The sequence below is a fragment of the Streptomyces sp. NPDC059002 genome (assembly GCF_042740435.1).
GTDB lineage: Bacteria > Actinomycetota > Actinomycetes > Streptomycetales > Streptomycetaceae > Streptomyces.
Map to the genome: position 1 here is coordinate 21,427 of NZ_JBHYJI010000056.1, position 26,762 is coordinate 48,188.

General features: G+C 71.5%; 25 protein-coding genes. 10 read left to right on the top strand and 15 right to left on the bottom strand.

What is annotated here, in order from left to right; genetic code table 11:
- Nucleotides 1-2: 2 nt before the first annotated feature.
- A complete protein-coding gene (locus ACFWZ2_RS34395) occupies nucleotides 3-4,676 on the bottom strand; it encodes an ATP-dependent helicase (RefSeq protein WP_384552482.1) in 4,674 nt (1,557 codons plus the stop codon).
- An 88-nt stretch (nucleotides 4,677-4,764) separates the two neighbouring features.
- Here ACFWZ2_RS34395 and ACFWZ2_RS34400 point away from each other — a divergent pair, with 88 nt between their 5' ends.
- The 3 genes from ACFWZ2_RS34400 to ACFWZ2_RS34410 are packed head-to-tail and all read left to right on the top strand — an operon-like array spanning nucleotide 4,765 to nucleotide 6,865.
- Complete coding sequence (locus ACFWZ2_RS34400; protein ID WP_384552484.1) at nucleotides 4,765-5,652, top strand: AraC family ligand binding domain-containing protein; 888 nt, start codon at nucleotides 4,765-4,767, stop codon at nucleotides 5,650-5,652.
- Nucleotides 5,628-6,560 (top strand): AzlC family ABC transporter permease, encoded by a 933-nt coding sequence (locus tag ACFWZ2_RS34405; protein WP_384552486.1) that lies wholly within the window; start codon nucleotides 5,628-5,630, stop codon nucleotides 6,558-6,560. Before ACFWZ2_RS34400 ends, ACFWZ2_RS34405 begins: the two co-directional genes overlap by 25 nt.
- Nucleotides 6,557-6,865: an AzlD domain-containing protein gene (locus tag ACFWZ2_RS34410; protein WP_384552488.1), complete on the top strand. Its 309-nt coding sequence runs from the start codon at nucleotides 6,557-6,559 to the stop codon at nucleotides 6,863-6,865. The genes ACFWZ2_RS34405 and ACFWZ2_RS34410 overlap by 4 nt, the downstream gene beginning before the upstream one ends.
- 75 nt (nucleotides 6,866-6,940) lie before the next feature.
- Here ACFWZ2_RS34410 and ACFWZ2_RS34415 read toward each other — a convergent pair whose 3' ends face one another.
- Together ACFWZ2_RS34415 and ACFWZ2_RS34420 are read right to left on the bottom strand one after the other, a co-directional pair.
- Nucleotides 6,941-7,924 carry a hypothetical protein gene (locus ACFWZ2_RS34415; RefSeq protein ID WP_384552490.1) on the bottom strand — a complete coding sequence of 328 codons (984 nt, stop codon included), beginning with the start codon at nucleotides 7,922-7,924 and terminating at the stop codon, nucleotides 6,941-6,943.
- 191 nt (nucleotides 7,925-8,115) lie between these two features.
- Complete coding sequence (locus tag ACFWZ2_RS34420) at nucleotides 8,116-8,613, bottom strand: hypothetical protein (protein WP_384552492.1); 498 nt, start codon at nucleotides 8,611-8,613, stop codon at nucleotides 8,116-8,118.
- Nucleotides 8,614-8,733: 120 nt separating this feature from the next.
- Between ACFWZ2_RS34420 and ACFWZ2_RS34425 the strand changes: the two genes are divergently transcribed.
- The 3 genes from ACFWZ2_RS34425 (at nucleotide 8,734) to ACFWZ2_RS34435 (ending at nucleotide 11,011) form a co-directional block, all read left to right on the top strand.
- Nucleotides 8,734-9,225 (top strand): peptidylprolyl isomerase, encoded by a 492-nt coding sequence (locus ACFWZ2_RS34425; protein WP_384552494.1) that lies wholly within the window; start codon nucleotides 8,734-8,736, stop codon nucleotides 9,223-9,225.
- 187 nt (nucleotides 9,226-9,412) lie between these two features.
- On the top strand, nucleotides 9,413-9,607 hold the full coding sequence (locus tag ACFWZ2_RS34430) for a DUF3046 domain-containing protein (RefSeq protein WP_384552496.1): 195 nt from the start codon (nucleotides 9,413-9,415) through the stop codon (nucleotides 9,605-9,607).
- Between the two features lie 105 nt (nucleotides 9,608-9,712).
- Entirely contained in the window at nucleotides 9,713-11,011 is a 1,299-nt protein-coding gene (locus tag ACFWZ2_RS34435; RefSeq protein WP_384552498.1) for an AI-2E family transporter, read from the top strand.
- On the opposite strand, the gene ACFWZ2_RS34440 is transcribed toward ACFWZ2_RS34435, so the two are convergent.
- The 5 genes from ACFWZ2_RS34440 to ACFWZ2_RS34460 form a co-directional block, all read right to left on the bottom strand.
- Nucleotides 11,005-11,856, bottom strand: coding sequence for a hypothetical protein (locus ACFWZ2_RS34440; protein WP_384552500.1), 852 nt, complete (start codon nucleotides 11,854-11,856; stop codon nucleotides 11,005-11,007). The genes ACFWZ2_RS34435 and ACFWZ2_RS34440 overlap by 7 nt on opposite strands.
- A gap of 99 nt (nucleotides 11,857-11,955) precedes the next feature.
- Entirely contained in the window at nucleotides 11,956-12,438 is a 483-nt protein-coding gene (locus tag ACFWZ2_RS34445) for an SRPBCC family protein (protein ID WP_384552502.1), read from the bottom strand.
- A complete protein-coding gene (locus tag ACFWZ2_RS34450) occupies nucleotides 12,426-13,322 on the bottom strand; it encodes an RNA polymerase sigma-70 factor (protein ID WP_384552504.1) in 897 nt (298 codons plus the stop codon). The genes ACFWZ2_RS34445 and ACFWZ2_RS34450 overlap by 13 nt, the downstream gene beginning before the upstream one ends.
- Nucleotides 13,323-13,451: 129 nt before the next feature.
- Nucleotides 13,452-14,312: a class I SAM-dependent methyltransferase gene (locus ACFWZ2_RS34455; protein WP_384552506.1), complete on the bottom strand. Its 861-nt coding sequence runs from the start codon at nucleotides 14,310-14,312 to the stop codon at nucleotides 13,452-13,454.
- Between the two features lie 60 nt (nucleotides 14,313-14,372).
- The gene (locus tag ACFWZ2_RS34460; RefSeq protein ID WP_384552508.1) at nucleotides 14,373-15,167 is read right to left on the bottom strand and encodes an ArsR/SmtB family transcription factor; all 795 of its coding nucleotides are present in this window, start codon (nucleotides 15,165-15,167) and stop codon (nucleotides 14,373-14,375) included.
- Between the two features lie 317 nt (nucleotides 15,168-15,484).
- Here ACFWZ2_RS34460 and recA point away from each other — a divergent pair, with 317 nt between their 5' ends.
- The 4 genes from recA to ACFWZ2_RS34480 all read left to right on the top strand — a co-directional run bounded on the left by recA (nucleotide 15,485) and on the right by ACFWZ2_RS34480 (nucleotide 20,875).
- Nucleotides 15,485-16,609 (top strand): recombinase RecA, encoded by a 1,125-nt coding sequence (recA, locus tag ACFWZ2_RS34465; protein WP_384552509.1) that lies wholly within the window; start codon nucleotides 15,485-15,487, stop codon nucleotides 16,607-16,609.
- A gap of 3 nt (nucleotides 16,610-16,612) precedes the next feature.
- Entirely contained in the window at nucleotides 16,613-17,431 is an 819-nt protein-coding gene (gene recX, locus ACFWZ2_RS34470) for a recombination regulator RecX (RefSeq protein ID WP_384552511.1), read from the top strand.
- Nucleotides 17,432-17,573: 142 nt separating this feature from the next.
- On the top strand, nucleotides 17,574-18,335 hold the full coding sequence (locus ACFWZ2_RS34475) for an ArsR/SmtB family transcription factor (RefSeq protein WP_384552513.1): 762 nt from the start codon (nucleotides 17,574-17,576) through the stop codon (nucleotides 18,333-18,335).
- Nucleotides 18,332-20,875 carry an FtsX-like permease family protein gene (locus ACFWZ2_RS34480; protein ID WP_384552515.1) on the top strand — a complete coding sequence of 848 codons (2,544 nt, stop codon included), beginning with the start codon at nucleotides 18,332-18,334 and terminating at the stop codon, nucleotides 20,873-20,875. The genes ACFWZ2_RS34475 and ACFWZ2_RS34480 overlap by 4 nt, the downstream gene beginning before the upstream one ends.
- Nucleotides 20,876-20,994: 119 nt before the next feature.
- On the opposite strand, the gene ACFWZ2_RS34485 is transcribed toward ACFWZ2_RS34480, so the two are convergent.
- The 7 genes from ACFWZ2_RS34485 to ACFWZ2_RS34515 all read right to left on the bottom strand — a co-directional run bounded on the left by ACFWZ2_RS34485 (nucleotide 20,995) and on the right by ACFWZ2_RS34515 (nucleotide 26,755).
- The gene (locus ACFWZ2_RS34485; protein WP_384552517.1) at nucleotides 20,995-21,387 is read right to left on the bottom strand and encodes a rhodanese-like domain-containing protein; all 393 of its coding nucleotides are present in this window, start codon (nucleotides 21,385-21,387) and stop codon (nucleotides 20,995-20,997) included.
- The gene (locus tag ACFWZ2_RS34490; RefSeq protein WP_384552518.1) at nucleotides 21,384-21,932 is read right to left on the bottom strand and encodes a cysteine dioxygenase; all 549 of its coding nucleotides are present in this window, start codon (nucleotides 21,930-21,932) and stop codon (nucleotides 21,384-21,386) included. Before ACFWZ2_RS34490 ends, ACFWZ2_RS34485 begins: the two co-directional genes overlap by 4 nt.
- A gap of 83 nt (nucleotides 21,933-22,015) precedes the next feature.
- On the bottom strand, nucleotides 22,016-22,210 hold the full coding sequence (locus ACFWZ2_RS34495; RefSeq protein ID WP_384552520.1) for a putative leader peptide: 195 nt from the start codon (nucleotides 22,208-22,210) through the stop codon (nucleotides 22,016-22,018).
- A 99-nt stretch (nucleotides 22,211-22,309) separates the two neighbouring features.
- Nucleotides 22,310-23,980 carry an FAD-dependent monooxygenase gene (locus ACFWZ2_RS34500; RefSeq protein WP_384552522.1) on the bottom strand — a complete coding sequence of 557 codons (1,671 nt, stop codon included), beginning with the start codon at nucleotides 23,978-23,980 and terminating at the stop codon, nucleotides 22,310-22,312.
- A 233-nt stretch (nucleotides 23,981-24,213) separates the two neighbouring features.
- A complete protein-coding gene (locus ACFWZ2_RS34505) occupies nucleotides 24,214-25,143 on the bottom strand; it encodes an amino acid ABC transporter permease (RefSeq protein WP_384552524.1) in 930 nt (309 codons plus the stop codon).
- Nucleotides 25,140-25,808, bottom strand: coding sequence for an amino acid ABC transporter permease (locus ACFWZ2_RS34510; protein WP_384552526.1), 669 nt, complete (start codon nucleotides 25,806-25,808; stop codon nucleotides 25,140-25,142). The genes ACFWZ2_RS34505 and ACFWZ2_RS34510 overlap by 4 nt, the downstream gene beginning before the upstream one ends.
- A gap of 113 nt (nucleotides 25,809-25,921) precedes the next feature.
- Complete coding sequence (locus tag ACFWZ2_RS34515) at nucleotides 25,922-26,755, bottom strand: glutamate ABC transporter substrate-binding protein (RefSeq protein WP_384552528.1); 834 nt, start codon at nucleotides 26,753-26,755, stop codon at nucleotides 25,922-25,924.
- Between the last annotated feature and the right edge of the window lie 7 nt (nucleotides 26,756-26,762).

Below are 26,762 nucleotides of genomic sequence, written 5' to 3' on the forward strand. Positions count from 1 at the left end.
GGTCAGGCGCGGAGGCGCAGGCCGCGTGGGGTGGCGTGGAAACCGGCTCCTTCCAGGAGGGGTGCGAAGGGGGAGGTCAGGGCCGATGTGCCGTTGACGCGCTCGACGGTGACCGTGCCGAGCGAGCCCGCGCGGGCCGCCGTGGCCAGGGATTTTGCGGCGGCGTGCAGGCGGGGGTCCTCGGTGATCGGGCTCTCCGGAGCGGCGGGCCAGGCCAGGAGGGTCTTGCCGCCGCGCTCCATGTAGAGGGTCAGCTCTCCGTCGACCAGGACGACCAGGGAACCGGCCTTGCGCCCGGGCTTGTGTCCCGCGTCGTTCGGCGGCTCGGGCCAGGGCAGCGCGGCCCCGTACGCGTTGGCCGGGTCGGCGGCGGCGAGGACGACGGCCGCCTGGGCGTCGGAGGGGCGCGAACCGTCCGTCCGCTCCCGGGAGTTCGCCGTGGCGCGCAGGCGGTCCACCGCGCCGTCCATCGCGAACTGGGCGGCGCCGAGACCCTCGACGACATAGCCGCGGCGTGCCTGGCCGCTGTCCTCGAAGGCCGACAGGATGCGGTACGTCGCCGAGAAGCCGCCCTCGACGCCTTCGGCGGCCACCGCGCCACGGGTGACCACGCCGTGCCGGTCGAGGAGGGTGCGGGCCAGGGCGTGGGCGCGCAGGGTCGGGTCGGGCTCGCGGAGGGGGAGCAGGGACCAGCGGCCCGCGACCGTCGGGGGGCCGGTGCGGGAGGCGGGGCGGGCGGCGGCGGTCAGGCTTCCGTAGCGCCCGCGCGGGATGCTGCGTTTGGCGCGGTGGGCCGTGGCGCCCGCGGTGCGGCCCGAGCCCAGGAGCGAACGCATCGGGGCGAGCGTGTCGTTCGTGAGCCGGCCCGACCAGGCCAGGTCCCAGACCACGTCGGCCAGTTGGGGATCGGTGGCGTCCGGGTGGGTGGTGGCGCGGACCTGGTCGGCGATCTGGCGGAAGAAGAGGCCGTAGCCCCCGGAGAGGGCGTCCAGGACGGACTGGTGCAGCGCGGTGAGCTCCAGGGGGTGCGGGGGCGGGAGCAGCAGGGGAGCGGCGTCTGCCAGGTAGAGGGAGACCCAGCCGTCCTTCCCGGGGAGGGATCCCGCGCCGGCCCAGACCACCTCTCCTGCGGCGGTGAGTTCGTCGAGCATCGCGGGGGCGTACCCCGAGACCCGGGAGGGCAGGACGAGCTTCTCCAGGGCGGAGGCGGGGACAGTCGCGCCCTGGAGCTGCTCGATGGCCCGCACCAGGCCGTCGACACCGCGCAGGCCGTGCCCGCTCAAGTGCTGCCACTGGGGCAGGAACTGGGCGAGTGCGGCCGGTGGCACAGGCTCCAGCTCGTGCCGCAGGGCCGCCAGGGAACGGCGGCGCAGTCGGCGCAGGACGGCCGCGTCGCACCACTCCTGGCCGATGCCCGCGGGATGGAACTCTCCTTGTACGACACGGCCGTTCGCCGCGAGGCGGTGCAGCGCGCCTTCCGTGACCGCCGCTCCGAGTCCGAAGCGGGCGGCGGCGGAAGCGGACGTGAACGGGCCGTGGGTGCGCGCGAACCGGGCGAGGAGGTCGCCGAGCGGGTCCTTGACCGGCTCCGTGAACGCCTCGGGCACGCCCACCGGCAGGGCCGTGCCGAGGGCGTCGCGCAGGCGGCCCGCGTCCTCGATCGCCGCCCAGTGGTCGGCCCCGGCGATCCTGACCCGGATGGCCCGGCGGGCGGACGCGAGCTCCGCGGCCCACTCCGGCTCGGCGCCGCGCTCGGCCAACTCGCCCTCGGTGAGCGGTCCGAGGAGTCGCAGCAGGTCGGCGACGCCCTCGGCGTCCTTGACGCGGCGGTCCTCCGTGCGCCACTGGAGCTCCTGCTCCAGCTCCGTCAGGACGTCCGCGTCGAGCAGCTCGCGCAGCTCGGCCTGGCCGAGCAGCTCGGCGAGCAGCCGGGAGTCCAGGGAGAGGGCCGCCGCGCGCCGCTCGGCCAGGGGCGAGTCCCCCTCGTACAGGAACTGCGCCACGTATCCGAAGAGCAGCGAGCGGGCGAACGGGGAGGGCTCGGGGGTGGTGACCTCGACGAGGCGGACGCGGCGGGACTCGATGTCACCCATCAGTTCCGTGAGGCCCGGTACGTCGAAGACGTCCTGAAGGCACTCCCTGACGGCTTCGAGGACGATCGGGAACGAACCGAACTCGCTGGCCACCTGGAGCAGTTGGGCGGCGCGCTGGCGCTGCTGCCACAGCGGGGTGCGCTTGCCGGGGCTGCGGCGCGGCAGCAGCAGCGCGCGGGCGGCGCACTCGCGGAAGCGCGAGGCGAACAGGGCCGAGCCGCCCACCTGGTCGGTGACGATCTGGTTGACCTCGCCCTTGTCGAAGGCGACATCGCCCGCGCCGATCGGGGCCTTCTCGGCGTCGTACTCCATGGAGGGCGCGGCGGGATCCTGGTCGAGCAGGTCGAGGCCCATCAGATCGGCGTCGGGCAGCCGCAGCACGATGCCGTCGTCGGCGTGCATGACCTGTGCGTCCATGCCGTACCGCTCGGTGAGGCGGGCGCCGAGTGCGAGCGCCCAGGGGGCGTGCACCTGGGCGCCGAAGGGCGAGTGCACGACGACCCGCCAGTCGCCCAGCTCGTCACGGAACCGCTCGACGACGATCGTGCGGTCGTCCGGGATGTGGCCGCAGGCCTCGCGCTGTTCGGTGAGGTACGTCAGGACGTTGTCGGCGGCCCAGGCGTCGAGGCCCGCGGCGAGCAGACGCGCGCGTGCCTGCTCCTGCGGCAGCGCGCCGACCTCCCGGAGGAACGCGCCGAGCGCCCGGCCCAGTTCGAGCGGGCGGCCCAGCTGGTCGCCCTTCCAGAAGGGGAGCCTGCCCGGGACGCCGGGGGCGGGGGAGACGAGCACGCGGTCGCGCGTGATGTCCTCGATGCGCCAGGAACTCGTGCCGAGCGTGAAGACGTCGCCCACCCGCGACTCGTAGACCATCTCCTCGTCGAGCTCTCCGACGCGGCCGCCGCCCTTCTTCGGGTCGGCGCCCGCGAGGAACACTCCGAAGAGGCCGCGGTCGGGGATCGTGCCCCCGGAGGTGACCGCGAGGCGCTGCGCCCCGGGCCTGCCGGTGACCGTGCCCGCGACGCGGTCCCAGACCACGCGCGGGCGCAACTCCGCGAAGGCGTCGGAGGGATAGCGGCCCGCCAGCATGTCCAGGACGGCCGTGAACGCGGACTCCGGGAGCGAGGCGAAGGACGCGGCCCTGCGGACGGTGGCCAGCAGGTCGTCGACCTGCCAGGTGTCGAGCGCGACCATCGCGACGAGCTGCTGGGCCAGTACGTCCAGGGGGTTGGCCGGGATGCGCAGCGACTCGATGGCGCCGGTGCGCATGCGTTCGGTGACGACCGCGGCCTGGACCAGGTCGCCCCGGTACTTGGGGAAGACGACCCCCGTGGAGACCGCGCCCACCTGGTGGCCCGCCCGGCCCACGCGCTGCAGCCCGGAGGCGACGGACGGCGGCGACTCGACCTGCACGACCAGGTCGACCGCGCCCATGTCGATGCCCAGCTCCAGGCTGGACGTGGCGACCACGGCCGGCAGCCTGCCCGCCTTGAGGTCCTCCTCGACCTGCGCCCGCTGCTCCTTGGAGACCGAGCCGTGGTGGGCACGGGCCAGGACGGGCGGGGCGCCCTTGGCGGCACCCGCCTCGGCCATCAGCTCCGCGGGGGAGTGGTCCTCGGGGAGGGTCTCGCCGGTCGCTCGCTCGTACGCGATCTCGTTCAGGCGGTTGCACAGACGCTCCGCCAGGCGGCGGGAGTTGGCGAAGACGATCGTCGAGCGATGCGCCTGGACGAGGTCCGTGATGCGCTCCTCGACATGCGGCCAGATCGAGGGGCGCTCGGCGCCCTCTTCGGAGTCGGCGACCGGGGAACCGCCCAGCTCGCCGAGGTCCTCCACCGGGACGACCACCGACAGGTCGAACTCCTTGCCGGACGGCGGCTGAACGATCTCCACCTTGCGCTGCGGGGAGAGATAGCGCGCCACCTCGTCGACGGGCCGCACCGTCGCCGACAGGCCGATGCGGCGCGCGGGCCGCGGCAGCAGTTCGTCGAGCCGCTCCAAGGAGAGCGCGAGATGGGCGCCGCGCTTGGTGCCCGCGACCGCGTGCACCTCGTCCAGGATGATCGTCTCGATGCCCGTCAGCGCGTCCCGCGCGGCGGAGGTGAGCATCAAGAACAGTGATTCGGGGGTCGTGATCAGGATGTCCGGCGGGCGGGTCGACAGGGAGCGGCGCTCGGCCGCCGGGGTGTCGCCCGAGCGGATGCCGACCCGCACCTCGGGCTCAGGAAGACCCAGCCGCACCGATTCCTGACGGATGCCGGTCAGCGGACTGCGCAGATTGCGCTCCACGTCGACCGCGAGGGCCTTGAGCGGCGACACGTACAGCACCCGGCAGCGCTTCTTGGGGTCGGCGGGCGGCGGGGTCGAGGCCAGCTGGTCGAGCGCGGCGAGGAACGCGGCCAGGGTCTTGCCGGAGCCGGTGGGCGCGACGACCAGCACGTCCGAGCCCTCGGCGATCGCCTGCCACGCCCCTGCCTGGGCGTCGGTGGGCGCGGAGAAGGCTCCCGTGAACCAGCCGCGGGTCGCGGGGGAGAACCCGTCAAGGGCGCGGTGGGCGCCATGGGCGCTGGGTGCAGACCTGACCATGACCCCATCGTGCACCCCGCCACTGACAACCGCGTCGACCTGCGGAATTACCGAGAGGAGGCGGGCGCGGACGGCGCAGAATGGGGGCATGGCGGGTTCGGCGGAGCAGGCGCGGCACTGGCGGTACGCCGCGCTGCCCGGCGTCGACCTGCTGCAGGCCCGCTACATCCACAAGACGTTCGTACGGCACACCCACGAGCACTTCGTGATCGCCGCGATCGCCGAGGGCGTCGACGTCTTCCAGCACGGCGGCGCCGAGCAGGCCGCGGGACCGGGTGCCCTCGCCCTGATCAACCCCGACACCCCGCACACGGGCCGGGCCGGTGTTCCCGAGGGCTGGCGGTACGGAGCGGTCTATCCGGCGCCGGAGCTGGTCGCCGCCATCGCCGCGGAGACCACGGGCATCCGCGGCACACCCGGCTTCGTACGTCCGGTGCTCGACGACCCGTACGCCGTGGCCCTCGTCCACCGGGTGCTGCGGGCCGCGGAGGAGGGCAACGCGCTCGCAGCCGACACCCTGCTGCGGGTCGCGGTGACCCGGCTGCTGCGGCAGAACGGCGGGCGCCTGCCGCAGCGGACCGTGCGCACGGCGGGCGGGCGGACGGCGGCACGCGCGCGTGCCGTCCTGGAGGAACGGCTCGCCGACCCGCCGAGCCTCGAACAGCTCGCGACCGACCTCGGAGCCAGCCCCTTCGCCCTGCTGCGCGCCTTTCGCGACGCCTACGGAATGCCGCCGCACGCATGGCTCACGGACGCGCGCGTGCGCAGGGCCCGCGGCCTCCTGGACGCGGGCACGTCGCCCGCCGAAGCGGCCGTCGCCGTGGGCTTCACCGACCAGCCGCACCTCAACCGGCACTTCACCCGGATCGTGGGGGTGCCCCCGGGGGCGTACCAACGGGAGCGCAAGAACGTACAAGACCTGGCTTCCGTCCCCCTCGTAGCGTCCGAGGCGTGGCAGAACAGACGATCCCTCTAGGCGCGGGCGGACAGTCGGCCGGGCGGGCAGACGAGCAAGGCGGCGGACACGCGGCCGGGCAGGCGGACGAGCAAGGCGGCGGACACGCGGCCGAGAAGTCGGCCTCGGCCGTCGTCCGTGACGGGCTCGGTGTCGGGGTCGCCGTCGGGCTCTCCGGCTTCGCCTTCGGAGTGACCTCCGCGGGCAGCGGCCTCACCGTGCTGCAGACCTGCGCCCTCAGCCTGCTGGTGTTCACCGGGGCCTCGCAGTTCGCCCTGGTCGGCGCGCTCGCGGGAGGCGGGAACCCGTTCACGGCCGCCGCGGGAGCCTTCTTCCTCGGTGTGCGCAACGCCTTCTACGGGCTGCGGCTCTCGCAACTCCTCGCCCTCCCTCGCGCGGTACGGCCGTTCGCCGCGCACTGGGTCATCGACGAGACCACGGCCGTCACCCTCGCCCAGCCCACCCGCCGCAGCGCCCGCATCGGCTTCACCGTCACCGGGATCAGCCTCTACGTGCTGTGGAACCTCACCACACTGCTCGGCGCGCTGGGCGCCGAGGCGATCGGCGACACCGACGTGTGGGGGCTCGACGCGGCGGGCCCCGCGGTCTTTCTCGCGCTGCTCGCACCGATGCTGCGTACGACGAGGGAGCGCGCGACGGCGGCCGTCGCCGTCGTCCTGGGGCTCGGCCTGCTGCCCGTGCTGCCCGGCGGCGTGCCGGTCCTGGTGGCCGCACTCGCGGCGCCGACCGTGCTCTACGTAGAGGGCCGCAAGGCCCGCGGGAGCGCAAGTAGGGCACGGGCCGACGAGGGCACGCGGACCGGCAGCGCGCTACGGAACGCTCCACGAACCGGCAACGCTCGACAAACCGGCAACGTCCCGCAAACCGGCAGCGCCCCACAGAACGACCCACAGAGGGAATCCCGTTGAGCATCTGGATCGCGATCGGTCTGACCTTCGTCGGCTGCTACCTCGTCAAGCTCGCCGGTCTGCTGGTGCCAGCGGGCGCGCTGGAGCGGCCGCTCGTCGGACGGCTTGCCGCCCTGCTCCCCGTGGCCCTGCTGGCGGCGCTCACGGCCCAGCAGGCCTTCGCGGACGGGCGGGAGCTCGTCCTGGACGCCAAGGCCGCGGGGCTCGCGGCGGCGGCCGTGGCGCTGCTGCTGCGCGCGCCGTTCCTCGTCGTCATCGCGGCGGCCGTGGCCGTCACGGCGGGGCTGCGGGCGCTGGCGGGCTGACGCGGGCACGAGCAGCCCCGCGGACGTCGTGCGGACACCCCGTCAGAGGTCAGGCGGACGCCCTGTCCGTGGCCGTCAGTCGATGGACCGCCCGTACGCCCGCAGCGTGCGCAGCGCCTCGATGGTCACGATCGGACGTGCCTCCAGAGCCGTGCCCGGTGCCCACTGCCGCCAGCGCACGGGCCAGCCGCCGTCCGCCTGCTGATCCCCTTCGAGGAAGTCCAGGGAGCGCTCCATCTCGTCGTCGGTGAACCACGCGCGCGCGAGCGACTCGGGAACCTTCGCGAAGTCGTGTGCGAAGTGGTGCTCGCCGGGCGCGTAGCCGGGCGACACCGGGTAGGCGTCCAGGTCCGCCGGATCCAGGGCCGCGAGGCGCTGCTCGCGCACGAGGCGGCCGATACGGTCGGCGGCCGCCTGCGCGCGTGGGCGGTCGGGTGCGCTGTCGAGAAAGGCGACGGCCGCCTGCACTTCGTACGGGTGCGACTTCTCGAGCGATTCGACGGCCGCCCAGCAGAAGTCCGTGGCGCGGAACAGCCAGGCGTGCCAGACCTCGTTGCGGTGCAACAGGCCCACTACGGGACCGGTGGCGAGCAGTTCGCTGGGGGGATCGTCCACGATCGGCACGAAGGGCGCCGAGGGGTAGCCGCGCTGGCTGGGATGAATCGCAGGAAGCGCGCCGTCCGGTGTCGACACGGAGGTCAGATAACGGCAGACGCGCTCCACCCGCTGCCCGCCGCAGCGCCGGATCGAGTCCAGGACGCGCAGCGCGTGCCCGGTGTGCAGCGGCTGGCTGACGGGACCGCGCAGGTCGGGCTCCAGCGCGTAGCCGTACCCGCCGTCACCAGTGGCGTATGCGGCCAGCGCGGCCTCGACCGCGTCCGCGGCCTGGTCGCCGCCGGTGCCTGCGGCGCCTGTGGTGCCTTCCATGAAGTGGTACGCGAACCGTCGCTGCTCGAGGACGCGCGCGGTGAGCCAGACGAAGTGCTCGGCGCGGGCGACCGGGGAGAGCGCCGCGTCGGGGGAGGGCACGGGGTCGGTTGATGCTCCGGTTTCGGCCATGTTCCGACCGTAGGACGGAAAGCGTTCTCGGCAAGCCCCCTGGGCACGGCTGCACTCTCAGGGGCGCGATACTGAAGGCATGCGGTTGACGGTCTTCTGGCAGCGGGGGAGTTGCTGATCCGCGAAGGCTTCTGCCCATTGGTGCCACGACCTGGGCTGTTGTGCGGCACCGCCACAGGTGAACCGGCAGGTCAGGACTGCGACTGAAGGCGCGCCGCAGCTTCCTCCGGGGTGTCGTAATAGCCGGGGCGGGCCACAAGCACCGAGTTGAAGAAGTAACCCTGCTCCTCGTCCGGCTCGTCGTCGGCGGCGAACGGACGCCAGAGACTCAGGAGCAGATCCGGCGCAATGAACGAGGCGGGGTCCTCTGGATCCTCATGGATCGCGGTGTGTTCGCCCAGACGCCGCGCGACGTGAGTCGCCGGCAGCCCGAATACGTCGACATCGCGGAAACGCACGATGTCAGTGGCAGTCGTGGGGCGACCCAACTCGATCGCCTCCAGACAGCCACCAGCGCAGTGGATGCTGATCATCAATCCGCTGGGGCGGACGATGTGCTGCCCCGGCCGGTCCGAGTCCGAGACCGAGGACGGATCGCGCAACGCAAGCAGGGCCGCGTCCGCTTGTTCGCGGGGCATTCCGACAGCCAGCGGACCGATACCCAGGGGTGGATCAAGCATGAACTCCATCTCGGAATGATCTCAGGGGCACCTCACGCGCGGGGCAGTGCCCCTTCCCGAGGGTGTCTCTGGGGCCTCTCCGGAGAGCGGGGATTGGGCGACGCGACGACGGATGTCAGGATGAGGCCCATGCAGAACGTCTATTTCGACATCACCATTGACGACAAGGACGCCGGGCGCATCGTCTTCCGGCTCTTCGACGACGTCGTCCCCGAGACCGCGCGCAACTTCCGCGAGCTCGCCACCGGCCAGAACGGCTACGGCTACGCCGGTTCGGCCTTCCACCGCGTCATCCCGGAGTTCATGCTCCAGGGCGGCGACTTCACGCACGGCACCGGCACCGGCGGCAAGAGCATCTTCGGCGCCACCTTCGCCGACGAGAACTTCTCCCTCAAGCACGACCGGCCGTTCCTGCTGTCGATGGCCAACCGCGGCCCGAACACCAACAGCTCCCAGTTCTTCGTGACGACCGTCGTCACCCCCTGGCTGGACGGCAAGCACGTCGTCTTCGGCGAGGTCGTCGAGGGCGAGAACCTCGTGAAGCAGATCGAGGCCCTCGGCTCCCACAGCGGCGCCCCGAGCGCCAAGGTCGTCATCAAGGAAAGCGGCATCGTCGCCTGACGCCCACCTTCACCACAGATTCACCGAGTGCGGTGCCCCCGAGGGTCCGGGGGCACCGCATGCGTGTACTCGGTCGGCGCGAACACGAACCGGTATCGGGGCGGTGGTCCTCATCAACGTCGAGGATCGACGTGTGAGTGTGAAGGGCAAAGAATTTGCAGGTCGGAGCGAGTGTGGAGCAGGTTTCATGCGGTTGACGGTCTTCTGGGAGCGGATGGCGGATCACTTCGGGGCGGGGTATGCCGATTCCTTCGCGCGTGATCATGTGATGGCGGAGCTCGGGGGGCGCACCGTCAACGAGGCGCTGGATGCCGAGTGGGAGGCCAAGGACGTCTGGCGTGCGGTGTGCACGGCGATGGACGTACCGGCTGAAAAGCGTTGACTACGGGGCGGCCTGCCCCGGTATGACGGCCTCCCGCGCGCGTGGGCGGGTGCCAACAGACGGGGGTGGCGGCTGAATGTCGGCGGAGTGGGCGAGACTGGCACCGTGGCACCCACAGACGAGACCGTGCAGGTCACTCAGGACACCGCTCCGCTCGGCACGACGCCGCCCGCTCAGCCTCCCGCCGGGGACGATGCGGGCCGTGGCGCCCGCATGCCGCGCTGGCTGCCGCGTGCCATGGTGCTGGCCCTCGCGCTCATCGCCTGCTTCCAGCTGGGCAGTTGGGCCTTCCATCAGCTGACCGGCCTGCTGATCAACGTACTGATCGCGTTCTTCCTGGCGCTCGCGGTCGAGCCCGCGGTGAGCTGGATGGCCGCGCGAGGACTGCGCAGGGGCTTCGCCACCTTCCTCGTCTTCCTGGGCGTCGTGATCGCGAGCGCCGGCTTCATCACGCTGATGGGGTCGATGCTCGCGGGCCAGATCGTGGACATGGTCGAGGACTTCCCCGACTACCTCGACAAGGTCATCAGCTGGATCAACCAGACCTTCCACACGGACCTCTCCCGCGTCGAGGTCCAGGACAGCCTGGTCCACTCCGACTGGCTGCAGAAGTACGTGCAGAACAGCGCCAGCGGCGTCCTGGACGTCTCCGCGCAGGTCCTCGGGGGTCTCTTCCAGCTCCTGACGATCCTGCTCTTCTCGTTCTACTTCGCGGCCGACGGCCCCCGGCTGCGGCGCGCCCTCTGCTCGGTGCTGCCGCCCGCCAAGCAGGCCGAGGTGCTGCGGGCCTGGGAGATCGCGGTCGACAAGACCGGCGGCTATCTGTACTCGCGCGGGCTGATGGCGCTGATCTCCGGAATCGCGCACTACATCCTGCTCCAGGCGCTGGGTGTGCCCTACGCTCCCGTGCTGGCCGTCTGGGTGGGTCTGGTCTCCCAGTTCATCCCGACCATCGGCACGTATCTGGCGGGCGCCCTGCCGATGCTGATCGCCTTCACGGTCGACCCCTGGTACGCGCTCTGGGTGCTGATCTTCGTAGTGGTCTATCAGCAGTTCGAGAACTACGTGCTGCAGCCCAAGCTCACCGCCAAGAGCGTGGACATCCACCCGGCGGTCGCCTTCGGGTCGGTCATCGCGGGCACCGCTCTCCTCGGTGCGGTCGGCGCGCTGATCGCCATCCCTGCCGTCGCGACGCTGCAGGCGTTCCTCGGGGCGTACGTGAAGCGGTACGACGTCACGGACGACCCGCGGGTGCACGGCCACCGGCGCCGGGGCGGAGTGCCCCTCCTCGCGCGCGTACGGCGTGCGTTGCGCGGTCCCAACCATCCGGCGGCGCCCGCGGATTCCGAGGCCGGTCCCAAGACGGACGGGCGTCGGCAGGAGAAGCCGGACAGCGGTCAGTAGGAGACGATCCCCCACACTCCGGAACCGAGAACGGCCACTACGTAGCAGCCGACCGCCGCGGTCATCAGTCGCTGCCGTGTGCGGTCGCTCCAGGAGGTGCGGGACAGCAGCCAGGCGAGGGCGGGCAGCACCAGGACGGCGTGCAGGCTCACTCCGTGCAGCGACTTGAGCGGCGCGGTGGAGGCGTACGCGTCCTCCTGGTGGCCGGTCCGGGTCAGATACACCCCGCGGGCGATCATCGCGGCGCCCGAGGCGAGGGCGACGAGCAGGATCGCGAATCCGGCCCGCAGCGCGAGCGGCATCCCCAGGGGCCCTTCGGGTCGCCTCCTGAACGAGACGACGGCGAACGCCGAGAGCAGGACGACCAGGATCCCGCCGCCCACCGCGAGGGACATGGACACCGCGGAGTCGAAGCCGGTCTCCATGTTGAGGTGCGAGGGCACCCGGCGCCACGCCTGCACGGTGATTCCGCCGACCTCGAGGACGCAGTCGGTGGCGAAAAGGACCAGGAGCGCGCTCCGCACGCGGCCGCTCATCCGCAGATACGAGGTCACCCAGACGACCGCGATCAGCGTCAGCCCGAAGGAGAGGCCGAACGTGACGGGCTTGCGCCAGGAGACGGGCCCCTCCCACGGGCCGCCGTCGACCGCGAAGACCACGAGATGCACGAGGCCCGAGAGGACCAGGGCGGCGCCGATCGCGTAGCAGAGGCGTTCGGCGGGCCGTATGGACGGGCGGGAAGCGCCGTCTTCGGAGAGGGCACGATCTTCGGCGAGAGCGCGGATTCCGGAAACGGCGCGCCCTTCGGAGAGGGCCCGGCGAGGTGTCCCGCTGCGAGATTCCATGAGGACAAGCCTGGCGAGAAGACGCCGGGCGGTCGTCGTCCGCCCGAAGACACCGGCCGTACGCCCGGGGGAGTAGCGGCTCGGGGCGGGAGCGTGCCACTACGAAGCGGACGCAGTGCCCCGCCTGCCCCGACGAGTGGCACCTGTCAGGGCGGTGTCCGCGGCCTTGAGGATGTTGCCGAAGGTGCGGGTGATGATCGGCCGCGCGAGGCGCCGGGTGAGGAAGGTACCGAGCAACGGGACGGGGATCTCCGCGCGCGTGGTCCAGCGCACCTGGGTGCCGCCCTCGACCTCGGTGAACGTCATGCGGCCGAGTTCGTGCCGGGACGGCGGCAGGCTGCGCTCGACGACGTACTCCGTGGCGTACGGCGGCTCGTACTGGGTGATGCGCTCCCGGAACCAGCCGATCAGCCAGAGGTGGCTGCGGACCGCGCCGACTCCGTAGGGCGCGCCTTCGCCGTGCCGGGTCAGGCGGCAGCGCACCACCAGGGGCGAGCTCGTGTAGTGGGTGGTTGTGGTGAGCCAGTCGAAGACGTCCTCGATCGGAGCGGCGATGACGCGTTCAACCGTCATGGTTTCCATGGCTGATGACCTCCTCTGTCGAGCGGGAGCACCGTTTCGGAGCGGTGCAGTTTGTCGGGGTTGCGTACGCCGTAGAGGCCGGCGATCCGTCCGTCGTGGATCTCGAAGGCGACCAGCCAGTCGAGTGCCCCGTCGGTGACGAACCGGGCTGCGGGCATGCCGTTGTACGTGGCGTGTTCGACGTGGGTCGACGTGGTGACGGTGCGGAGCACGCCGAGGACGAACCGCGCGACATCGGCGCGTCCCGTGATCGGACGGCGGGCGGCGACGACCTTCCCGCCGCCGTCGGAGATCTGCACGACATCGGGCGCCAGCAGGTCCATCAGCGACTGGATCTCACCGGTGGACGCCGCGCGCAGGAACCGCTCGACGATCTCCCGGCCGGCATCGGAGTCGGGCTCGAAACGGCGGCGCCGCGCGTGGACGTGCCGACGGGCACGATGGGCGATCTGCCGGACGCTGACCTCGTTCCTGCCGACCGACGCCGCGATCTCGCCGTGGGTGTAGCCGAAGACGTCGTGCAGCACGAACACCGCGCGCTCGGTCGGATTCAGCGTCTCCAGGACGAGCATCATGGCCATCGACACCGACTCGGCAAGGATCGCGTCGTCGCTGACCTCGGGAGCGGTCCGGATCGGCTCGGGCAGCCAGGCGCCGACGTACTCCTCGCGCCGTGCCCGGACCGTGCGCAGGTGGTTGAGGGCCTGCCGGGTCACCACACGGACCAGGTACGCGCGCGCGTGCTCGATGTCGGCCTGATCGACCGCGCTCCACCGCAGATAGCTCTCCTGCAGCACGTCCTCGGCGTCGGCGGCGCTGCCCAGCATCTCGTACGCGATGGTGAACAGCAGCGGACGGTGCTCCGTGAAGGCGTCCTCAGCCATGGCCCGCACCTCCCGTACCTCCCGCGCCTTCGCGGCGGTATCCCGGCATCACACCCGGCTCCTCTCGTCGGCCGCCCATCGAGACACCGTGCACCGGAGAACCGTGACAGTCCGGCGCTGTGATTCAGTTCACAGCGCGACTTCGGGGGAGCCTTTGCGCCAGACGAAGGCCTCGGTGCTCGGCCGGCGTTCGGAGAAGCGGCCCGATGCGGATGCCGACCGCAGCAGGCGCCGCAGGTCCGTCTCGAAGGCGTCGAGGCGCGTGCCGAACAGGTGCGGGGCCGAGGACGACATCGAGAACACCGAGGCGACGACGTCGTCGAAGGTCCGTTCCAGCGCCTGCCCCGCGGGCACGACGAGGCGCTGGGGGCCGAGAAGGCCCGCCCGGGTGTACACCGCCGCCTCGCCGCCCGGTGTGCCGTGCGGGAGTACGCCCTGACCGGCCCGCCGGACGGGGCCCAGGTAGCGCCTCACCAGGTCGTCGATCGCGTCCTGGGGGACCGGCGGATATGGAAGGCCTTCTACGGAGAGGTCCTCTGCCTTCAGGTCCGAGATGTGCACCAGTGCTCCGCCGGACCGGAGCATGTCCCTGACCGTCGCGGCCACCAGGTCGCGGTCCATCCAGTGGAAGGACTGGGCGAAGGTCGCGACGGTGAAGGTGCCCAGACCCGCGGGCAGGTCCTCGGCCCGGAGCCGCACCCATCGCGCCTTCCCGGCGACTCCGGCCTCTGCGGCGTCGCGCCCGGCTTCGGCGATCATCCCGCTGTCCGGGTCCACGCCGACGATCTCGCCGAACGAGTGCGCGAGGCTCAGCGCGACGGTGCCGGGGCCGCATCCCACGTCGAGGAGGCGCCCTCGCCCGTCGAGCCGCAGGGCCTCGGTGAGCGCGTCCGCCAGACCGGGCGCGTAGGGGAGCCGCCCGCGCCGGTAGTAGCCCGCCGCGCCCGCGAAGAGAGTGTCGTCCCACTCCCAGTCGGTGTCCACGTCCATTCACCACCCTTCAAGCAAGTCTTCAGGCCTTCAAGTCTTCGGACCCTGGGGTCCTTTGGGTCAGCCGTTGTCGGAGGGGAGCGGCTCGCCCGTCTCCAGCAGGCTCTTGAGGCTGGAGACGATGGCGGGCCAGCCCTGGCTGCACATCGCGTACAGGGCGCCGGCCGGGTCGAATTCGTGGGTGACCGTCAACTTGACCTGATCGCCGTGGGGTTCGATGTCGAAGGTCACCTGGGAGCGGCGCTCGGCGGCGAGCCGGGCGCGTGTCTCCTCGGGGATGCCGTTGGCCTTGGCCCACTGCGGGGTGAAGGTGTGCCACGTGTAGGACAGGCGGCGGTGGGGCTCGTGGGCGAGGACGATCTGCTCGGGGTCTTCGGTGACGCTGCCGTCGGCCTCGGTCCAGGCCATGGGGGAGCCCTCGGCCCAGTCGGTCCGGAAGCTGACGCCCCAGTAGCGGTCGGTGAAGGCCGGGTCGGTCAGGGCCTGCCAGAGCCGCTCGGGGGTGGTGCGGATGTACGTCACGTAGACGAAGGTCTTGTTGTCCATGGGAGGTTGCTCCAGTGCTCTCTTCAGGTCCGCGAGCGCGTTGACCCGCTCACGGTCGAATTGGCTGATCCATCGCTCCGCGATGGCGTTGAGGGGAGCGGCGTTCAGGTAGTGCAGCTTCTCCCGCCCCTGCCGCACCGTGGTCACCAGCTCGGCGGACTCCAGGACCGCCAGGTGCTTGCTGACGGACTGCCGGGCCATGTCCAGCTCGGCACACAGCTCCCGCAGGGTCTGTCCGTTGCGGGACCGGAGCCGGTCCAGCAGCCGACGCCGGCTGGGATCCGCCAGCGCCTTGAACACCACGTCCATTGCCTGCCACCCCCAGTCGTGCAGCCGGGCGGCTGCGCTTTCCAGTTAGGCAGCCGATCGGCTGCCAGTCAATCGGAAGGGGCGCCGGATCGCGGCGTGGTGCGCTTGACACTAAAATCGAACATCCATTCTCATGGGGTGTCCGGCGGCGATTTTCCGGGGGTCGGCGGGGGGATCCCTGGGAGGCTCCGGAGGATTTCGGTGAGGGATTGCCTCGAGTTATCCACAGGCTGGACGGGCGTCGGGGCGGATTGTCAGTGGCAGGCGTTAGCGTCTTTGACGTGAAGCGATCGACTCAAGCAAATCGGGTGGAACCCATGGCAGGAACCGACCGCGAGAAGGCGCTCGACGCCGCGCTCGCACAGATTGAACGGCAATTCGGCAAGGGCGCAGTGATGCGCATGGGCGAGCGGCCGAACGAGCCCATCGAGGTCATCCCCACCGGGTCGACCGCACTCGACGTCGCGCTCGGCGTCGGCGGCATCCCCCGCGGCCGTGTGGTGGAGGTGTACGGCCCGGAGTCCTCCGGTAAGACGACCCTCACGCTGCACGCCGTGGCCAACGCCCAGCGGGCCGGCGGCGCGGTGGCCTTCGTGGACGCGGAGCACGCCCTCGACCCCGAGTACGCGAAGAAGCTCGGCGTCGACATCGACAACCTCATCCTGTCCCAGCCGGACAACGGCGAGCAGGCGCTCGAGATCGTCGACATGCTCGTCCGCTCCGGCGCCCTCGACCTGATCGTCATCGACTCCGTCGCCGCCCTGGTGCCGCGCGCGGAGATCGAGGGCGAGATGGGTGACTCGCACGTGGGTCTGCAGGCCCGCCTGATGAGCCAGGCGCTCCGGAAGATCACCAGCGCGCTCAACCAGTCCAAGACCACCGCGATCTTCATCAACCAGCTCCGCGAGAAGATCGGCGTGATGTTCGGCTCCCCGGAGACCACGACCGGTGGCCGCGCGCTGAAGTTCTACGCCTCGGTGCGCATGGACATCCGCCGCATCGAGACCCTCAAGGACGGCACGGACGCGGTCGGCAACCGCACCCGCGTCAAGGTCGTCAAGAACAAGGTCGCGCCGCCCTTCAAGCAGGCCGAGTTCGACATCCTCTACGGCCAGGGCATCAGCCGCGAGGGCGGCCTGATCGACATGGGCGTGGAGCACGGCTTCGTCCGCAAGGCCGGCGCCTGGTACACGTACGAGGGCGACCAGCTCGGCCAGGGCAAGGAGAACGCCCGCAACTTCCTGAAGGACAACCCCGACCTCGCCAACGAGATCGAGAAGAAGATCAAGGAGAAGCTGGGCGTCGGTGTGAAGCCGGAAGCCCCGGCGGCCGAGCCGGGTGCGGACGCGGCGGGCACGGCCCCGGCCGAGGACGCCGCCAAGACGGTGCCCGCACCGGCGGCCAAGGCCACCAAGTCCAAGGCCGCGGCGGCCAAGAGCTAGTCCGTGACGCGACGAACCGACTGGGCGGACCACACCGCCCCCGAAAGCCGCCCCGGCACCGCGGGGCGGGGCCACGGGGACGGTGCGGATCAGGGCGGCCACGGCCAGGACGGCGCAGGCGACGGCTTCCGGGACGGGGGGCACCGGAAGGACGGCTGCGGGGGCGACGGCTTCGGAGACGGCGGTTACGGAGGCGACGGCTTCGGGGACGGCGGTGGTCGCGGAGGCGGCCGTCGACGTCGGCGGCGCGGCGGCTTCGACGGCCACCAGGACAGCGGCCCCCCTTCCTCGTCGAGGGCCGAGAAGGGGGAGCCGCCGACGGGGGATCCGGCTGAGCGGGCGAGGGCGATCTGCCTGCGCCTGCTCACCGGAACCCCTCGTACGCGCAAGCAGTTGGCGGACGCACTGCGCAAGCGGGAGATCCCCGATGACGTGGCGGAAGAAGTGCTCTCCCGCTTCGAAGAGGTCGGCCTGATCAATGACAGCGCCTTCGCGGACGCCTGGGTGGAGTCCCGGCACCACGGCCGGGGTCTGGCCCGCCGGGCGCTCGCGCGGGAGCTGCGCACCAAGGGCGTGGACTCCACGCTGATCGACGAGGCCGTGGGGCAGCTCGACTCCGAGCAGGAGGAGGAGACCGCGCGCGAGCTGGTCGCCCGCAAGCTCCGCTCCACGCGCGGCCTCGACCGCGACAAGCGTCTGCGCCGCCTCGCGGGCATGCTCGCCCGCAAGGGCTATGCGGAGGGCATGGCGCTCCGCGTGGTCCGACAGGCCCTGGAGGAAGAGGGCGAGGAAACCGAGGGCTTGGGATACGAGGCGTTCTGAACGGGCCGCTCCCACGGGGGTGGGGCGGCCCGCGAGGCGGCGCGTATCCCAACCAGCTCAGCGCACAGGGGGGTTACCCCCCCTGTGAAGACGCCGGGTCACCGCAGTGCACAGGAAGCTGTGCACAGACGACTGTGTACGCATGGCACAGGAACCCGGCACAACTGACGCGGCGACGTCCGGCGCTCCGGCGCCGGACCCGCTGCCGTCCTCCACGACCGGCCCGCGGCGGAGCCCGGTCGCCGACCGGCCGTCGGCCGCGACGCCGGGCCCGGCGCAGGCCCCCGCACCGGAAGAGCTGAGCGACCTCCGCGTCCTCAAGGCGCTCGCGCAGCCGCGCAGGCAGCAGATGCTGCAGCACCTCACCGTGCACGGCCCCGCCACCTCGGCGACGCTCGCGAGGGCCCTCGGTCTCAACACCGGAGCCACCAGCTACCACCTGCGCGAACTGGCCCGCTACGGCTTCGTCGAGGAGACGCCGAACCCGGGGCGAGGGCGGCGTGAGCGCTGGTGGCGGGCCATCCCCGGCGACCGGCGCTTCCCGCCGCGCAGTCGGCAGAGCCCCGAAGTGCGGCTCGTCATGGACGAGCTCGACCACCTCTCGTACGCCGCCGATCTCGAGCTCTTCGAAGAGCTGCGGCAGCAGGGCAGTGCCGAACTCGGCGAGTGGGCCGACGCGTTCCCGTACTCGCGCGGCACGATCCGGCTGACCCTCCCCGAGCTCCGCGCGTTCTTCGAGGAGTACATCGCACTGCTCAACCGCTACAAGCGGCCCGATGCCGACACCCCGGCCGACGCCCGCACCGTGCTCACCCGGCTCCTGGCCTTCCCCGCGCCGACGGCATCCCATCCCTCCGCCGAAGCGCCCGCCTCCGACAACCGAAAAGGGACCGAGACCTCATGATGCTGCGCTACGCCCTGCAGACCGTCAGGGACCGCAAGGGCGGATTCCTCGGTGCCTTCCTCGCGTTGATGTGCGCCGCCGCCCTCATCACGGCCTGCGGCACCCTGCTGGAGACCGGCCTGCGCGGCACCATCAAGACCGAGCGCTACGCCGCCGCCCCCGTGATCGTCTCCGGGGATCAGAACGTCCACCAGACCACGGTCAAGCACAAGAAGGGCAAGACCAAGGTCAAGCACAAGGCGAAACCGATCGCTGAACGGGCCTGGCTGCCCGCGAGCATCGGGGACCGGCTGAAGAGAGCGCCGGGGGTCGGCGCGGTCGTGCCCGAACTCACCTTCCTGGCCGAGCCGTTGACGCCCGCCGGTGCGGCTGACGCCGACCGGCCTTCGTACGGCCACGCCTGGCAGTCCGCGGCCCTGACCCCCTTCCGTCTCGTGGACGGCAAGGCCCCGCGCGCGGACCACGACCTCGTCGTCGACCGTGACCTCGCCGACCGCGCGGGGCTGAAGCCCGGCGACCGTCTCACCGTCCAGTCGACGCAGAGCCCGCGCAGCTACCGCATCACCGGAATCGCCGCGCCCGAGCGGGGCACCCTCGCCCACCAGACCTCGCTGTTCTTCTCCTCGGCAGAGGCCGAACGGCTCGCGGCGCACCCGGGCAAGGTCACCGCCTTCGGTGTCGTACCGGCGGACGGCACCAGCACCGATGACCTCAAGCAGGCCGTCGAGCACGCCGTCGACGGCACGTCGGCGCAGGTCAGTTCCGGCGCGGAACGCGGCCCTGTCGAGTTCCTCGACGCGGCGTCCGCCCGCGTCAAGCTCGTCAGCATGGGCGGCGCCATGGGCGGCACGTCCCTTCTCGTCGCGATCCTCGTGGTCGTCGGTACCTTCGCCCTCTCCGTCCAGCAGCGCCACCGCGAGCTGGCCCTGCTGCGTGCCATCGCCGCCACGCCGCGGCAGATCCGCAGGCTCCTCGGCCGCGAGGCGCTGCTGGTCGGCGCCGTCGCGGGTGTCGCAGGCGCGCTCGCCGGAATCCCGCTCGGCGGCTGGCTGCACGGCAGGTTCGTCGAGATGGGTGCCGTGCCCGCCACCCTGGAACGCGCCGTCAGCGTCTTCCCGCCCTTCGCCGCCCTCGCCGCGACCCTGCTCGGCGCCTGGGCCGCCGCCCGTATCGCGGGGCGCCGGATCGTGCGGATCCGCCCGGCCGAGGCACTCGCGGAGGCGCGGGTCGAGCGTGCCAGGCCCGCCTGGAGCCGGATCGTCGCCGGTCTCGCCCTGCTCGTCGGAGGCATCGTCCTGGTCGCCGTGCTGAGCGTCCTGCGTACCGAGGCCGCGTCGACTCCCGTGACGTTCCTGGCCGTTGTCGTCTTCGCCTGTGCCATCGCGCTCCTCGGGCCGCTCGTCGTCCGGGCGGCGGCGGCCCTGCTGCGCGGCCCGCTCCGGCTGACCGGACCCGGCGGCAAGCTCGCCCACGCCAACCTGCGCGGCAATGCGGCCCGGATGGCGGCCGTCGTCACGCCGCTCGCCCTCCTCACCGGCATGACCTGCACCGTTCTCTTCGTGCAGCCCACCCTTGGCGACGCCGCCCGCGCGCAGGCCCGCGACGGCATCCACGCGAACTGGGCGCTCGCCGCGCAGGGCCCCGGCGTTCCGGGTGAGGCCGCGCGGAAGCTGCGTACGACCGAAGGCGTCGAGGCCGCCACCGAGGTCGTCCGCACCACCGTGCGCGTCGGGCTCGACAAGTACCCGGCGCAGGGCGTCACTCCCGAAGGGCTCACCCGGACCTGGGACCCGGACGTCACCGCCGGATCCCTGAAGGGCTTCGGCGAGGGCAGTGTCGCCGTGAGCGAACTGGCCGCCGACCGGCTCGGCCTGAAGCCGGGCGGCACGCTCAAGTTCACCCTCGGGGACGGCACGAAGACCGAGCTCACGGTGCGCGCCGTCTACGCACGCGGGCTCGGGTTCGGTGACCTGACCATGGCGCACGACCTGGTCGCCCGCCACGTCGACAACCCCCTCGCCGCCACGGTCCTCGTCAAGAGCGACCGTACGCAGGAACAACTCTCGGCGGCCGTCGAGAAGTTCCCGGGCGTGCGGGTTCTCGCCCCGGCCGCCGTCGACGATCTGCAGGCGGCGCAACAGCAGCAGAACGCCGAGGTGAACTACCTCGCCATGGGGCTCGTCCTGGCCTTCACCGCCATCGCCGTCGTCAACACCCTGGCCATGTCCGTCTCCGAGCGCATCCGCGAGTTCGCGATGCTGCGACTCGCGGGCGCCACGCGCCGCCAGGTCCTGCGGATGCTGCGTACGGAGGCGCTGTCGGTCCTGTTCATCGGCACGGCGCTCGGCAGCGGTGTGGCGCTCGCCGTGCTCACCGCCTTCAGCGTCGGCATGACGGGCGAGGCGGCACCGACGGTCACTCCTCTGGTGTACATCTGCGTGCTCGCCGTCGCCGGACTGCTGGCCCTGGCCGCGACCGCGCTGCCCGGCCGCGCGGCGCTGAAGCCACTCCCCGTCACGGTCGCAACTGCCAAGGAGTAAGGGGCAGTACGCAATGGTGGGCGCCCCTTACCGAAGCGGAGGGGCGCCCCTTCCTGCGGTTGCGCCGTGAGCATGGCCGTTATGCCGTGAGCGTCGCCGTTACGCCGTGAGCATCGCCGTTACACCGTGACCGGAAGCCCTGCCGCCCGCCATGCCTGGAAGCCGCCGATCAGGTCAGTCGCGTGGCGCAGGCCCAACTGCCGCAAGGAGGCGGCCGCGAGGCTCGACGCGTACCCCTCGTTGCAGATCACGACGACCCGCAGATCGTGACCTATGGCCTCCGGTGCGCGATGGCTGCCCTGCGGATCGAGGCGCCACTCCAGTTCGTTGCGCTCGACGACCAGCGCCCCGGGGATCAGTCCGTCCCGCTCGCGCAACGCCGCGTACCGGATGTCGACCAGTATCCCGCCGGCCTCCGCGGTGTCGTACGCCTCCCGGGGCGTGACCCGGTCGAGGTCGACGCGGACACGCTCCAGCAACTCGTCGATGCCGACCGGCTGTTGCCCGCTCACTGCCAGTCCTCCGGGCGCTCCACGGACTCCAGACGGAGCACCTCGCCGGTACGGCTGTAGCGGCGGATCTGCGGCAGCGGCGGGTAGTAGGCGTGCACCGAGATCGCGTGCTCGGTCGTGGACTCGTTCAGCACCTCGTGCACATGGTTGCGGCCGAAGGCGCGGCCCTGGCCCGTCGTCAACTCCCGCTCCCGGTCCACCCCTTCGGAGAGTTCCAGGGTCTTCCAGCCGTCGGTGGGCAGGCGTACGGCGAGCGAGTTCTCCCGGAGCGTGCCCGCCGCGGTGAGGAAGGCGCCGACCGACTCCGCGTGGTCGTGCCAGCCGGTGCCGGTGCCCGGCGGCCAGCCGATCAGCCAGGCCTCGCTGCCCCCGGGGCCGTCGAGCCGCACCCACGTGCGGCCCTCCGGATCGAGCGGCAGGGAGGCGATGAGGGCGGGGTCGGCCGCGCTGCGGCGGACGAAGTCGAGGAGATCGGCGGAGGTGGGCGTCGTCTTGTGCGCGGGCGCGGCGCAGGAGACGGCGGAGGCAGGGACAGAAGCAGACAAGGTGACCGTCCTGGAAGTTCGCGGAAGCGCGCGCGGACGGGTCGGCAGACCGCGGCCCGGCGCGAAGGGAAAAGATTGCGAATTCAGCAGGACGGGTGACACACGCAGCCCGCATAGCGGACGAGGTCCATGTGGACCCTCCGCCACAGGCGCACATCGGTGTCGGTCACGATCCGGAGTAGACCACGGGGGTGGGGGCCGGTCAACTCCGGCTCAGCATGCGGTCGGCTGAGCCCGGGATCCGGTCGGCCGAACCGGGGAGCCGGGGAAGTGGGCACGGCCGGGCCGGGGACGCGGGAGGCCCGGCCGCCGTACGTCGAGGCGCGGGACGAGACGCCACCGGGCCCGGCCCGCGGCGAGCCGGGCCCGGCGGACCGTCACTTGGCGGGTCGCGCGGCCCCTGCGGCGCTCGCCCGGCCGCCCACGCGATCCGGCTGTCCCGAGCGCTCCGCCGGGTCGGGTTCGGCCGCCGAGCCCCGTGCCCGCGGAGCGCCGCCCAGGGCCGCCTCGGCCGCCGCGTATAGCTCGGCGGGGCGCACCCCGGACAGCGCGGTGACCAGGTGCCCGTCGGGCCGTACGAGGAGCACGGAGTGGGCGGGAGCGCCCGGATAGCTCTCCGCGACGAGCAGTTCGGCGGGGTGCGGCAGTGCCGTGACGGCAGCGGCGAGGCGCGGCATGATCCCGGCCGTGACCCAGTGCCGCCGCTCCCACACCACGGTGCCTGGTGCGACGAGGACGACGAGGAGATGGCCGAGCCCGAGCCGGTCCCGCAGCTGCACGAAGGACCCGTCCGGCGCGGTGACCTGCACATCGACGATCGGCGCACCGGGCTCCGTGCCGATCGCGACCGCCGACTCGGACGGTTCGGGTGCCAGGGGCGACTCGGCGTACGAGACGGGTGCACCGAGCGGTCCGCGCCCCACATGGCCGTCCGTGAGGAGTGTGTCGTGGCCACGCGCGGCCCCCGGCACGTACGAGCGCAGGCCTCCGCCGCCGCGCAGTATCGGCAGCGACTGGTCGGCCGCGCGCAGCCGTGCGGCCACACCGGCCCGCCGCTCGGCCTGATAGCTGTCGAGCAGCGATTCGTGCGCGCCGTGGTGCCAGGCGAGGGCCAGCTTCCAGGCGAGGTTGTCCGCGTCCCGCAGTCCCTCGTCGAGCCCCTGGGTGCCGAGTGCGCCGAGCAGATGGGCGGCGTCCCCGGCCAGGAAGGCACGGCCGACCCGCCACCGGCGGGCGAGCCGGTGGTGGACGGTGTGCACGCCCGTGTCGAGCAGTTCGTACGGCGGTGTGGAACCCCCGCACCAGCCCGCGAGGGTCTCCCTGATCCGCACGACGAGGGCGTCGGGTGTCACCAGTTCGCCGCGCGGCGGCAGGAGCCAGTCGAGCCGCCACACCCCGTCGGCGAGCGGACGGCCCGTCACCTCGGTGCCTCCGCCGCGCCACGGGGGCATCCGATGCAACAACGCCTCACCGGGCCACGGAAGTTCCGTGCGCAGCGCGGCCACGGCGTGTCGTTCGACGGCGGTGCGTCCGGGGAAGCGGATGTCGAGGAGTTTGCGCACGGTCGAGCGGGAGCCGTCGCAGCCCACCAGGTAACTGCCGCGCCACCAGGTGTCCTTGGGTCCGCGCGTGTGGGCCGTCAGCCCGCCCGCGTCCTGCTCCAGGGAGTCGAGCTTGCTCTCGACGGCGACCTTGACCAGGCGCTCGTCGGCGATGGCCGCGCGCAGGGCGCCGGTCAGGACGTGCTGCGGCACGTGCAGGGGGGCCGGCGCCTCCTCACTGAACGTGATCTCCCGCATCAGCTGCTTGCGCCGCAGGGACCGCCAGCCGGTCCACCGCGCGCCGGACTCCTGGTCACCGAACGAGTGACCGGCGAGGCGCTCCATGAGGGCCGAGGTGTCATCCCGCAGGACGACGGTCCGCGCGGGCCGCTGCTCGTCCTTGCCGGGCCCCTCGTCGAGCACGACCGTGGGCACGGAGTGACGCGCGAGAGCCAGCGCGAGCGTGAGCCCCACGGGGCCCGCGCCGACGACGATCACCGGGTCCACGGTGCGCGCCCTTCCACCGCAAGGGCTCGGGAGGGCTGGACGTACGTACAGGAACTGGCAGTTGGAGCCCGGTGCACGATCACAGAACGTATGCAACCCATTGCCGGTGCTTGCGTCAAGTGACGACGTGGCGAGCAGGTGGCGCAAATGCAAGAGGCAGCGGCGCCGGGGCCGCTGCCTCTCGTGCTGTGTGGCTGTGGTGCTGGTGGAGCCGATGGCCGCCGCGGGCTGAGTCAGCCCCCGGCCCCGGTGTTGTCACCGTAACCGTGATCCGGAGCCTTCACCGTCTTGGGACCGATCGTCTCCAGCTCGTCGAGCGCGCCGGGGCCCACCACGGCCCCCGTGCTCTTCTTGGACCGGCGCATCCTGCGCTCGAGCCAGGACGCCAGGCTGGTGAGGATCAGGTTCAGCACGATGTAGATCACCGCGACGACGATGAAGCTGGGGATGACGCTCGCGTAGTACGAAGCCGCCGTCTTCCGCGCGTTGAGCAGCTCGGTGAAGCTGAGCAGCGCGCCGCCGAGTGCGGTGTCCTTCACGATGACGACGAGCTGGCTGACGAGCGCGGGCAGCATCGCGGTGACGGACTGCGGAAGGAGCACGCTCGTCATCGTCTGGCCCTTGCGCAGGCCGATCGCCTTGGCCGCCTCCGTCTGGCCCTTGGGGAGCGACAGGATGCCCGCCCGGACGATCTCGGCGAGCACCGAGGCGTTGTAGAGCACCAGGCCAGTGACCACCGCGTACATCGGGCGCGCGTCGACGCTGATGTCGGTGGAGTCCGAGTAGAACTGGTTGGCGAAGACCATCAGGATCAGGACCGGGATCGCGCGGAAGAACTCGACGATCACGGCGGCGGGGACCCTGATCCACACGTGGTCGGAGAGCCGTGCGATGCCGAAGATCGCGCCCAGCGGAAGGGCGATCACCATGGCGAGGCCCGCGGCCTTCAGCGTGTTCCCGAGTCCCGGCAGCAGATACGTCGTCCAGGACTCGGTGTCCGCGAGCCAGGGGCGCCACTTGGCCCACTCCAGCTGATCCTTGTCGGACATGGCGGACCATGCCCACCAGAGGCCCAGGAGCAGGAGGGCGAGGAAGAGCACGGACAGCAGGAGGTTGCGACGTTTGGCGCGGGGGCCGGGGGCGTCGTACAGGACGGAGGTCATCGCTTCACCGCCAGGCGCTTGCCGAGCCACCCGAGTATGAGGCCGGTCGGCAGGGTCAGTACCACGAACCCGAAGGCGAATATCGCGGTGATGAGGAGCAACTGCGCCTCGTTCTCGATCATTTCCTTCATCAGCAGAGCCGCCTCGCCGACCCCGATGGCCGCCGCGACCGTGGTGTTCTTGGTCAGGGCGATCAGTACGTTGGTCAGCGGGCCGATCACGGAACGGAAGGCCTGCGGCAGCACGATGAGACCGAGTACCTGGCGGAAGTTGAGGCCGAGGGCGCGGGCCGCTTCGGCCTGGCCGAGCGGCACCGTGTTGATGCCGGAGCGCACCGCTTCGCACACGAAGGCCGCCGTGTAGGCCCCGAGGCCGAGCACCGAGAGACGGAAGCTCAGGAGGTCGAAGTCGTTGGCCGCGCCCAGGGTGATGCCGAAGACGTCGGCGAGCCCGAGCGAGCTGAACACGATGATGACGGTCAGCGGGATGTTCCGCACGATGTTGACGTAGGCCGTGCCGAACCAGCGCATGACCGGAACGGGGCTGACGCGCAAGGCGGCCAGTATGGTGCCCCAGACCAAGGAGCCTATGCCTGCGAAGACGGTGAGTTTCACCGTTACCCAGAAGGCCCCGAGCAAGTCGTAGTCTTCAAGAAAGTCGAACACGATCTCCCGCGCTCTCGCATGTGGTGATGGCGAGGTACGCCGCCGCGTTCGTACGGCGGCGTACCGGCGTGTGCCCGGTCAGGGGGCCGACCTCAACGGTCGGCCCCACAGGGTCACTTGACGATGTCGCCGATCTTCGGCGCGGGGTCGTTCTTGTAGTTGGCCGGGCCGAAGTTGTCCTTCACGGCCTTGTCCCAGGACTTGTCCTTGACCATCTTCTCGAGGGCCTTGTTGATCTTGTCCTTGAGCTTGGTGTCGCCCTTCTTGATGCCGATCCCGTAGTTCTCGTTGGTCAGCTTCAGTCCGGCGAGCTTGAACTTGCCCTTGTACTGCTCCTGCGCCGCGTACCCGGCGAGGATCGAGTCGTCGGTGGTCAGCGCGTCGACGGCGCCGCTGCTCAGTCCGTCGATGCACTCGGAGTACGTGCCGTACTCGCGCAGCTGGGCCTTGGGCGCGATGTCCTTCTTGACGTTCTGCGCCGAGGTCGAACCGGTCACCGAGCAGAGCTTCTTGCCGTTGAGGTCCGTGCCCTTGCTGATCTTGTCGTCGGACCGGACGAGCAGGTCCTGGTGGGCAAGGAGGTACGGGCCCGCGAAGTCGACCTTCTTCTGACGCTCGTCGTTGATGGAGTACGACGCAGCGATGAACTTCACGTCACCGCGCTGCAGCGCGGTCTCGCGGTCCGCGCTGGGCGTTTCCTTCCACTGGATGTCGTCGGCGGAGTAGCCGAGCTCCTTGGCGACGTAGGTCGCGACGTCGACGTCGAAGCCGGTGTAGCCGTCCGGCGTCTTCAGGCCCACACCGGGCTGGTCGAACTTGATGCCGATGGTGATCTTCTTGCCCCCACCGGAGCCGTTGTCGTCCTTGTCGTCCCCGCCGCAAGCGGTGGCGGTGACGGAGAGGGCGAGCGCGACGGCGGCCGCCGCGGTGACCTTGCGAACCTTCATGGTGAAC